This window comes from Thermosynechococcus sp. (assembly GCF_046299655.1).
Taxonomy (GTDB): domain Bacteria; phylum Cyanobacteriota; class Cyanobacteriia; order Thermosynechococcales; family Thermosynechococcaceae; genus Thermosynechococcus.
In genome coordinates, this window is record NZ_JBKBHZ010000027.1 from 1 (window position 1) to 10,199 (window position 10,199).

General features: G+C 54.5%; 8 protein-coding genes. All 8 read right to left on the reverse strand.

Features of this window, described 5'->3' with window-relative positions; all coding sequences use genetic code 11:
* On the reverse strand, window positions 1-926 hold a 926-nt coding region (locus ACK4HN_RS11795; protein ID WP_409877730.1), incomplete at its 3' end, for a histone deacetylase family protein.
* 26 nt (window positions 927-952) lie between these two features.
* Complete coding sequence (locus ACK4HN_RS11800) at window positions 953-1,450, reverse strand: chemotaxis protein CheW (RefSeq protein ID WP_409870387.1); 498 nt, start codon at window positions 1,448-1,450, stop codon at window positions 953-955.
* A complete protein-coding gene (locus ACK4HN_RS11805; protein WP_409877731.1) occupies window positions 1,443-4,208 on the reverse strand; it encodes a response regulator in 2,766 nt (921 codons plus the stop codon). Before ACK4HN_RS11805 ends, ACK4HN_RS11800 begins: the two co-directional genes overlap by 8 nt.
* A 2-nt stretch (window positions 4,209-4,210) precedes the next feature.
* Window positions 4,211-7,006, reverse strand: a complete 2,796-nt coding sequence (locus ACK4HN_RS11810; protein ID WP_409877733.1) for a methyl-accepting chemotaxis protein — start codon at window positions 7,004-7,006, stop codon at window positions 4,211-4,213.
* 33 nt (window positions 7,007-7,039) lie between these two features.
* On the reverse strand, window positions 7,040-7,558 hold the full coding sequence (locus ACK4HN_RS11815; RefSeq protein ID WP_409877735.1) for a chemotaxis protein CheW: 519 nt from the start codon (window positions 7,556-7,558) through the stop codon (window positions 7,040-7,042).
* A 2-nt stretch (window positions 7,559-7,560) separates the two neighbouring features.
* Window positions 7,561-7,923 carry a PleD family two-component system response regulator gene (locus tag ACK4HN_RS11820; protein ID WP_409877737.1) on the reverse strand — a complete coding sequence of 121 codons (363 nt, stop codon included), beginning with the start codon at window positions 7,921-7,923 and terminating at the stop codon, window positions 7,561-7,563.
* A gap of 49 nt (window positions 7,924-7,972) precedes the next feature.
* Entirely contained in the window at window positions 7,973-9,193 is a 1,221-nt protein-coding gene (locus ACK4HN_RS11825) for a response regulator (protein ID WP_409877739.1), read from the reverse strand.
* Between the two features lie 269 nt (window positions 9,194-9,462).
* Window positions 9,463-10,199: carbohydrate porin (locus ACK4HN_RS11830; RefSeq protein ID WP_409877741.1), on the reverse strand; the 737-nt coding region annotated here is incomplete at its 5' end.

Here is a 10,199-nt window from a genome sequence, read left to right on the forward strand (position 1 = left end):
AGAGCGGCATCATCAAGAACAGTCGCCTGTACAGTAGCAACCACCGATCGCCCCAGAGCTTCAAGGTTGTACCCCCCTTCCAAACCAACAACAATTCGGTGAGTGATCTGCAAGCACTGGTACATCATCCAGCAATAGTCAGCATCCTCTAGTTGAATGCTGGAAAGAGGATCATCGCGGTGAGCATCGTACCCGGCGCTGATGATCAGTAAGTCTGGGCAAAACTGCTGCAAAAAGGGGATGACGTGATTTTCAAAGGCAGCTTGGTAGGTCTTGCCCGTTGACCCTGGGGGCATGGGGAGATTGAGAACATTGTTGTAGCACCCGCGATCGCTCCCTTCTCCCGTATAGGGATAGGCAGGAAACTCATGGAGTGAGCAATAGGCAATTTGCGGGTGGGCTTGAACTAGGGCTTGGGTTCCATTGCCGTGATGTACATCCCAATCCAAGATGGCCACTCGTGTGATGTGGGGCAAACTCAGGGCATAGTGGCTAGCGATCGCCCCATTGGCCAACAGACAAAAGCCCATCCCTCGTTCCCGTAGGGCGTGGTGGCCTGGAGGACGCGCCCAGACAAAAATTGGTTGCTGCCGCCGTATGGCCAAATCCACCCCGTCTAGCCAAGCCTGTACGGCTAAGCGGGCAACGCGATCGCTCTGCCCATTTAGATACGTATCTGCATCCAGCCAGCCACCGCCCGCTGCTGCCATCTGCGTCAATTGCTCCAAGTAGGCCGGATGATGCACCCTCTCTAGCCATGGAGTCAAGCCCTCTCCCAGAGGGGTCGGTTCCCGCCATTCTGCCGTCGGGAATGCCTTCTGTAAATGCTGACAAATTGCCACCAAGCGCTCTGGGCGCTCAAAGTGAAAGTGGGGACAACGATGCTCCAAAAAGCGATCGCTATAGATGAAGACTGGGGAAGCCATAGAATCTATTTCGCACTACAAGCAGATTACTGCGTTTTGAGGGTGTGTAGTACCTGCTCAATATCCACGATAAAGATGGGAGAGGATTGCTGCTCCTCTTGACGACTCACCATGAGGGAACTGACGTTGTGAATACTTCCCCAGTGGAGATAGTTGCTGGGAATGGGATAAATGGCATCCTTGGGAATGCGCTCAATCACGGGGGGAGCTGTCAGGGGTAGGCCGAGCCAGTCTGCTTCTGAGGAGGGCTGGAGAATGAGCAAAAATTTGAGCTTTTGCGCTTCTGAAGTGGAGAGGGGGTCGTCAAAGAGACAGCGGCCAATATCAATGACAAGAATTTCGTGAGTTTCGTAGGTAACAAGGCCAATCCCCCGCTGCTGCGGATCGCCATAAATTGGCGGTAGAGGAATGACGCGATAGGCCTGGGCAATGGGTACAGCAAACTGCTCCTGCCGCACGCTGAAGGTCAGAAACTGCTCTAAAGCAACGGGTTGGCGCTGACGGCGATGGCGGCTTTTAAGCATGGCGGATTAGCTGCTCAAGGGTGGCCAAGAGATCGCTTTCGCGGAAGGGTTTGCTAAAGTAGGCGGCTGCGCCTAGACGTTCTGCAAGCTGGCGGTGTTTTTGCCCCGTGCGGGAGGTGAGCATGATGACAGGGGTGTTTTGGCAGTGGGGAATACGGCGAATTTGGGTGAGGACGCCAAACCCATCGAGGCGGGGCATTTCAATGTCGCAGATAAGGGCATCCACCTGTAGCCCACTTTGGAGTTTATCAATTGCTTCTTGGCCATCTTTGGCCTGCTCAACCCGATAACCGGCTTTTTCAAGGGTGCTGGCGAGGAACCGTCGCACGTTGACTGAATCATCAACCACTAGGACAGTGTCTTGACTGGGGGCAGCAGGGGGAGCGACCGAGGCAGGGGGACGCTCTTGTTCCGACCACTCAAAGAGGGCAAAGGGATCTAATAGCGGGACAATGCGACCGTTCCCTAAAATGGTGCAACCGCTCAAGCCCTTGGGGAGCGCTAATTCTCCTTCAACTTGGCGAATGGTGACTTCCTGCTCACTCCAGTAGCGATTCACCGGGATGGCGAGGGCACTGTCCCCTTGCGTGACAATCATGAGCGTTGGTTGGTTAATTGTGGGTGCACCCTCCATCTCCACAGGGCGATGGGGACGCTGAAAGTGAAAGACCTGACTCAAATCAAGGAGAGGAGTCAGATACCCCTCCCAGTCAATTAGGGTTGAGCCGAGGGTTTCAATGGGGGGGTAGCGATCGGCCAGTACCATCTCTTCAATGGCTTCCGTGGGCACCGCCAAAAGCATGCCAGCAGCCTCCACCAAGAGCACCCGTATCACGGAGAGGGTGTAGGGAATTGTAATCGTAAATCGCGTGCCTTGGCCGGGGATACTGTCAATCTGGATGTCGCCGCGAATTTGCCGCAGATTGGTGCGGACTACGTCCATACCGACACCCCGCCCAGAGAGGCTGGTTACCTGTGAGGCGGTTGAGAAGCCCGGCTCAAAAATCAGTTGCCAGAGGTCGCGATCGCTAGCCCTTTCCAGCCAGTCCTGGGCTAAGCCCAAGCGCCGGGCGGTTTGGCGAATTTTCTCCGGGTTCAGCCCTCGGCCATCATCTGCGACCGTAATCACGGTTCGATTGCCGCGATAGGCCGCCTTGAGGGTAATCGTTCCCACCGCAGGCTTACCAAGGGCTTGCCGTTCTTCGGCCGGCTCGATCCCATGATCAAAGGCATTGCGGACAAGGTGCAAGAGGGGATCGGCCAATACACTCAACACGGTGCGATCGATAAGAACATGGCTGCCCTCAATGACGAGGTTGACCTTTTTGCCATGCTCACGACTTAACTCACTAATGAGGCGAGGATAGCGGTTGGCCAAATCCGCAAAGGGGCGCATCCGCACTTGGGTAAACCGAGCCTGAAGTTGCTTGGCGGTGCGGTTGAGATCGCGGCCGATGCGTTCGGTCTCCTCTAGGCTCAATTCCAAATCGCTGGTGACCTCCTGCACTTGGACAATCGTTTCCATCACCTCTTGGGAAAGCAGGTGCACATCGGTGTAGCGATCGAATTCAAGCACATCGAACCCATGCTGAGTTTGGGGATTGAAGTGATGGGGGGCACTGACGCGGTCATACTCTGTACGCAGGCGAAAGTTGGCGCGCTCAAGGGCCCGCACTTTTTCCTTGAGAGCTGCCAGCAGCTCGTGGAGCCGTTCCCGTTGCACATCCAAGCCATTACACTCAATGCGTAACTCCCCCATTAGATCGCTGAGGTGATCCAACTGATGCCCCGGCACCCGCACGGTCATTTCCTGAGGTTCTGGGGGTTGGGGCGGGGGAGCCACAGGGGTTGGCTCAGCCTCTGGGGCAGAGGACAGGAAATCCTCAAAGGAGAAAGATTCAACGTCAGCACTGGCAAAGTCCTCGACCCCGAGTTCTTGATTCAGGTCTGCCAGGGGTAAATCAATAATGGTTTGCTCATTGTCCTCCTTGCCATTGGGGGTTTCAGGGAGTTCCAAGCGCGTGGGCAGAGCCTCCAGTTGACCGGTGATCACGAGGGCTTGGCAGCGCCGCCACTGCTGGATAATGTGGGCAGCGGCTTGGCTCACATCACAGTTGGGTTGCTCCAGATAGGCACTGACGGAGGCACAAAATTCAGCAAATTGAGGCAGCTCGAGCATTTGCCCCAGGCCTTCCAGTTCTTGGGCAGCGATCGCCAGCTCCTCTTTCAGGCAAGGCTGAGCGGGGGTTTGCAGCACGGTTTCTAGGCGTTGCAGACAGGCCTCCACCTCTGTTTCAAAGAGCACCACCCGCATTTTCTGGCCATCGTCACTGCTGAGGAGGGCGAGATCATCCTCCGCCGTCGGATTCCCCAACCGTTCCTGTAGTGGCTCCAAAATCGGCTCCACTTGGGTGCGCCACCAACCCTCATTGGGTTCAACCCCTTGGCGATGGAGGGTAATCACCCCTTGCAGTTGATCCACCGCTTTCAGCAGAAGGTGTTGCACTCCCAGATCGTCGCAGGGGCGCGCTTTCAAAACCTTGAAGAAATCCTCAAGGCGATGCGCCAGTTCACTGAGGGAGCTAAAGCCCATCATCGCCGCGCCCCCTTTGATGGAATGGGCCGCCCGCAGAATGCGATCCATTTCCTCAGAAGAACAGGGAAAGGTCAATAGCCCTGCCTCTATGGTTTGGCAGTAGTCCTGTGCCTCCTCTAGAAACTGAAACCGAATTAGTTCATCGGGGCCGGCGGCTGCCATGATTACTCCTCGGCGCCGACCTTAAAGACATTCACAGACTCCTGAAGCTGGCGGGCGGCCTGAGCGGTTGCTTGCAGTGAGTCAGAGATGTGGTTGGCTGTCCCCGAAAGCTCTGTCCACACCTTGGCAATTTCCCGCATTAGGATACCTACCAATTCTGAGGTGCGGGTTTGGGAAATGGTGGCCTGCGAAATCGAGCTGACGAGGTTATCAATTCGTTGGGATTCGGCAACAATTTCTTGGAGATTGTCTTTTGCTTCTTCAACTAAGTGGGTTCCTTCCACCACCTGGGCTGTTCCCGCTTCCATTGCACTCACCACCGCTTGGGTTTCCTGTTGGATGGTCTCGATGATTTGCTCAATCTCGCGGGTGGCCGCGGCTGAGCGCGCCGCCAATTCACCCACCTCTTCAGCCACCACCGCAAAGCCGCGCCCCTCTTCCCCCGCACGGGCGGCTTCAATGCTGGCATTAATGGCCAAGAGGTTGGTTTGTAAGGCAATCTGGTTAATGAGAGAGACAACCTTTGAAATTTGTTGTGAGGATTCCCCAAGGCGTTTTACCTTCTTGGCAGTTTCGGCAATGGTTTCCCGCAGTTGCAGAATACTTTCCACGGTTTTATCCATGGTTTGCCCACCCTTGAGGGCGCGATCGCTGGCTTCACGAGCCACTTCAGCAGCCGTTTGGGCACTTTTAGCTACATCCTGAATGGAAGCCAGCATTTCCTCTGCCGATTCCAGCAGCCGTTCGACTTTTTTCCCTTGACGGACAGCTTCCTCCACCAAGCCCTGCATTGCTTGGTCATTGTTCAGAAGAGCGCTATTGACGCTCTCGGTGGTTGCCTTTACCCGCAGCACCAAATCCCGTAACCCTTCAATGAGGGCATTGAAGATGTCCGCTACGGTTCCCACCTCATCGGCGGTAATGTCGGCTCGCACGGTGAGATCCCCTTGGGCAGCCGCCTCCGCTTCCGCCAAGAGTTGGATCAACTGCTGCTGAATGCGATCGCTGCGCTCTTTTTGCTGCTGCGCCAGTTGCTGCGCCTTCTGTTGTGCTTGGATGGCTTCCTGCAGAAAGATTTGCCGCTCCAACACTGTCCCCACTTGCGAAGCCAACTGCGAAAAGTTATCGATTTCCACCTGCTGCCATTGCCGCGGGCCTGAACATTGGTGGGCAATGAGCAAGCCCAAAAGAGTCTCCCCAACCCGCACCGGCACCACCAAGTTGGCGCGCACCTGGAGGGGTCGCAGTTGGTTCAAGTGGCATTCTGTCAAACCCGCTTGGAAAATATCGGCGGTGGCCTGTACCCGTCCCCTGCGGTAGGCGTCAACCCAGTGTTGGCGGAAACAGGGGTCATCAATGACGCGGTCTAGAGCCTTTGGCCAACCCTCGGCTACCGATTCGGCCACCACGCGACCCACAAAGTTCTCGTCGAATTCGTAGAAAATCACGCGATCGCAGGCCAATAATTCCCGTCCGACGGCCAACGCCTCCTCAAGAACCTCTTGACACTGCGACTTTTGACCCAACCGCAGAAAGGCATCCCGCAGCAAAGCCGCCTCTTGGGCATCCGCTTGGATTCGACTCAAAGAAGTCCGTAGCTGAGCGGACATTTGGTTGATGCTTTCGCTTAGGGTGGTGAGTTCATCATTCCCTGTCACTGGCAAGTGGATGTCAAAATTGCCGGCACCTATCTCCTCAATCGTCTGAGTTAAACGCACCAGCGGCTGGACTCCGCGGCGGCTGAGATAGGCCGCAACTGCCGCCGTCAAGCACAGGAAGACAAACCCACTTAAGGTGATTGCCCAAGTGGCTATTTGCACTGTTTGTAGGGCACTGCTCTCATCCACCGTCAAGACAACACTCTTAAAAGGGGAAGGAAGAACGTGGGCAGACGCTATCACCCTTGTGTTGTCCAACTGCTGCCGGACTACGCCTTGAGCACCGAGCTGGGGAAAGCGGGTCTGTAGGAGTGTGCCCTCTGCTTCTGCCACAGTGGAAACAATCACCCGACCTTGGCGATCCACCAAGTAGGATTGGTGGGCAGAATCGTGGCGCGTTACTTTTTGCAGAAAGCTTCTCAAGTTAGGGGTAGGCATGCGCAGCCGCAGGACGGCTACAACCCGCTTGCTTTTGGCATCTAGAACTGGCGCCGCTACAAATAGGCTAAGGGGCTTCTGAGAAACAGAGAGGGTGGGTTCAAGGATGAGGACAGGTTGCTGAGTTTTTACGGCCAACTGAAAATAGGATTGCCGCTGCAAAACATTCTCTGGGAGCGGATTGTCCAAATCCGATTGGCCAAGGAGGGTGCCGCGGCCATCATTGGCAATAATAGCAGCGCTATCGTAAACAGAATAACTTTCAACAATTTTTCCCATGAGGGACGAGAGGACTGCCCGATTGCGCTGTTGAAGCTCCCCTGCGAAGTTCAACTGCAGCTCGTAGCTCTGTAGTTTGACATCCCCTAGTCGTTCGTTCAGATAATTACTGAATTCTATTGCAGTGACCTTTGCCTCCTGAGCTTGCGCCTCCAGCACTTCACGAATCGCCGCCTGCCGCAAGGTGACGATTGTTGCCAATCCACCGATCAGCAGCGGTGCAGTGGCCATAGCGATCGCCCCTAGGGTCAGCTTTGCCCGCAGACTGCCGCGCTTTTTGGGGGGTGGGGCGGCAGGGGGGGGTGACTCGCTTGCGGGAGAGGTCGCTGCGGCGGGAGAGGGTGTTGCCTCGGGTTCAAGTTGGTAGTTGAGAACCGAGGGGGGTAAAGGCGGTAGGTCAATGGGGGGTTTGGCAGTAGTCATCGTTCATCCCTCTAAACAAGAGTCACAGTCAGCTTAGGGAGCTTCGACAGGAACAGCCTGTGTCCAACACTGTCTAGCGATCGCCCCTCCATCAAGGATAAAAAACAACTCCTGATCGAGACGGCAGCACCCCCTAAGGTAGGGAACAAGGGCTGCCCTCACCGTACCCACTGGGGATTGAATCGCGCTGTCTGGAAGACGGACAATGCCCCGTACCTGCCGTAGCGCCAATCCTAGGTATCCCTCAGGGGTTTGGAGCAGGGCGATCGTCAACATTGCCAGACGCAAATCCAGCGGCTCCAAATCCAGCAAATGGGCTAAATCGAGCACCCAAACAATGCGGTTGCGAAAGTTCAGCAGCCCCATCACCACTGGCGGCATATTGGGAATCACCGTGAGCTGTTGCGATGGGATCACCACCACCTGCTGCAGCTCGGTCATCGGCAGCAATGCCCTTAGGTGGTCGTGGACAACCAAACGCAAATAGGGCGCTCCTTGGGGGCGATCGCGCTGCCCTCCATTCTCATGCAACCAAGGTGCTATCCCCACCATCCCTAGGCCACCACCGACTTCAGTGCCCGCAACAGATCCTCACGGGTAAAGGGCTTCGTGACATAGGCATCTGCCCCCTGTTTCATCGCCCAGAGACGGTCTAGCTCCTGATTTTTTGAGCTACAGACCACCACCGGCAGTTTTTCCGTTGCCGTATTTTTCTTGAGGGCGCGGCATAGCTCAAACCCGCTCATCTCAGGCATCACCACGTCAGTGACAACCACATCTGGTTGGTGTTGGTTCACCTTTTCCAGGGCTTCCTTTGCCCCCAGTGCCTCAATGACCGTATAGCCTAACTCCCTTAACATTGAGCTAATGAGCGCCATTTCCGAAGGCACATCTTCGACAACTAAAACTTTTGTCATCTTTTTGCAGCCCCCTTTTCAATAGCCTGTAATGCCAATATACTGCCTTCTAGGTCAGGTACTGAAAGACCATTTTGAGCAACTGTTCCTGAGTAAACGGCTTTGTCATATAGTCCGTTGCCCCCACAAGGCGCGCTTTGGCGCGATCAATCAGTCCAGTCTTCCCTGTCACCATAATGATGGGCACCGACTTAAGGCGCTCATGGTTGCGAATGACTTTACAAAACTTATAACCATCAATGCTGGGCATGCCCACATCGAGCAAGATGAGATCGGGATTAAGCCGCATCACCTCCATCAAAGCTTTCACAGAATCATTGAGGGCAATGACCTCAAAGGCATCATCCGCCAAAAACCGCTTCATCTCCTTGAGCATGGTTGGACTGTCATCAATACAGACAATCCGATAGGTGCGGTGCGGCACCTTGGAGGTAAAAAAGCCACTGCCTAAATCACCGCTTTCCTCTGCCACTGTCGGTGTGGTCTCCTGCCACAAACTGGCGTCAAAACTAGGCAGCAAATTAAAGGGGTGTTGCGGCTCCCGAACGACTACAGCTCCTTTCTCAATCAATGGCAAGAGGCTACGCACCAAGGCAATTTCATTCTGGTTCATGAGCACTGCCAGATGGCGAAAGCTGAAGCCCCGCAACATAGACCCCAAGCGTTGTTGCTTCTCTGGGGTTAAATTGAGCTGGGCACCGCTAAAGAAGTAGGGGCGCTGAAAAGGGGAGTCAATTTTGTGACCAAGGCTCAGCCACTGTTGAATTCGTAATTTGCACTCTTGAATCAACTCAGCGGCATCAAAGCGGCTAACAACTGGCACTTCGACATAGGGCACCAGTTGATGGTGACCGCTCTTGAGATGTAAAAACGACTCCAGCACCTCAAGGATCAGACCCTTCACAAGCTGGCTAAACTGCGCTGGGGTAATCCATTTTTGCCTCAGCAGCCAGTGCAAACTCTCATACTCATAGATGGGGGTGGGGGTATTGGCCTGTTCCCACTGTTGGCGAACTTGGGTACGCAACTCGCGATTCAGGACAGGAACACTGTGACTCAGTTGCCGTAAATGACGCTCAAAGCGATCGCCCGGCTCAATCGTGTGGGTCGCGTAAATAAGACTTCCTTGATCAAAGTAAAGGAACCACTGCTGCTCCTTCACAGTCACCTTGAAGCAACCTGTGCCTCCTGAAGTGCTGAGCTGTCGGAGCAATTGTTCGGGCTGCAGCGTTTCTCCCCCGCCACTAAAAGCGCGATCTGCTGTCATCATATCAACCTCCAAGCTGCCAACCCCACCGAAGTCTCGTGCAATGTCGGCAGCAGCCAGCAATTTGTGCCAGTACTAGTTACGATATTCAAGAATCCTGAACCGAGAATCAGGCCTAAGAAGACTACTGATTGAACTATGTTAAGCTGCCCTAGCGAAAAGATGAAAGAAAACTTCAGAAAAATTAATAACTTTCACAAAGAATAGTAAAGTGCATAAAAAAGCCCCCTCCCTAGGGGAGAGGGACTCATGGGAGGGTAAGCTCACCCCCCCTAGAACGTGAACGTTGTCCGAATCACGCCCTGGAGAATTGGCTGACCGGAGATAGCCCCACCCCCATTAATGTTGTTGGGGTTGATGATTGCCGTAAAGATCGGCGTGATGCTGATGTTATCGCTAATGGGGAACTTGTAGAAGGCCTCTACGTTGACTTGGGTGGCGTTATTACCGAAATTGAAATTGGGCGCATCGTTGATAAACGGTGCACCCGCTGCCACTGCCAACACCGACCCTGGCACCAGCAAATCTTTATAACCAATACCGGCCATAAAGTTGTAGGCTGTCATGCCAGAGGGATCCCCCGGCGTAGAAAAGGGCAATGGAGAAACATTGGGGAAGTAGCTGCTGGGAATATCAGCAACCCCTGCACGCCCAAAGATACCGAAACGGCCAAGATTTAGCTCAAAGTTGAGACCACCTGAGCGGGCTTCAATCCCATAGGTTTTAGAGTAGGTACCCTGCAGCCGAACAGCATAGCTATTCTTACCACCACCAAATTTGTTGGCATACTCTAGCTCTAGTGAAGTTTGGAAGGGGTCACCACCAAAGCCACCACCGGGACTTGGTGGAACAATGCCCGCAGCTGCTCGGTTTGCTTCACCTGCGAGGTAGAGAGCACGCACCGTAAAGGGACCTTCCTTGGGATTCCACTGAATGGCAGCACCGGCACCACCTAGGAAGTTCATCGCATAGGGCACAATGAAGGGGTTGTTGATAAAGAAGTAGGTGC

Excerpts from the sequence above, each read along its gene's own strand:
- ACK4HN_RS11800 (WP_409870387.1), bottom strand. The coding sequence starts at position 1,450 with ATGCTTAAAAGCCGCCATCGCCGTCAGCGCCAACCCGTTGCTTTAGAG.
- ACK4HN_RS11805 (WP_409877731.1), bottom strand. The coding sequence starts at position 4,208 with ATGGCAGCCGCCGGCCCCGATGAACTAATTCGGTTTCAGTTTCTAGAG.
- ACK4HN_RS11810 (WP_409877733.1), bottom strand. The coding sequence starts at position 7,006 with ATGACTACTGCCAAACCCCCCATTGACCTACCGCCTTTACCCCCCTCG.
- ACK4HN_RS11815 (WP_409877735.1), bottom strand. The coding sequence starts at position 7,558 with ATGGTGGGGATAGCACCTTGGTTGCATGAGAATGGAGGGCAGCGCGAT.
- ACK4HN_RS11820 (WP_409877737.1), bottom strand. The coding sequence starts at position 7,923 with ATGACAAAAGTTTTAGTTGTCGAAGATGTGCCTTCGGAAATGGCGCTC.
- ACK4HN_RS11825 (WP_409877739.1), bottom strand. The coding sequence starts at position 9,193 with ATGATGACAGCAGATCGCGCTTTTAGTGGCGGGGGAGAAACGCTGCAG.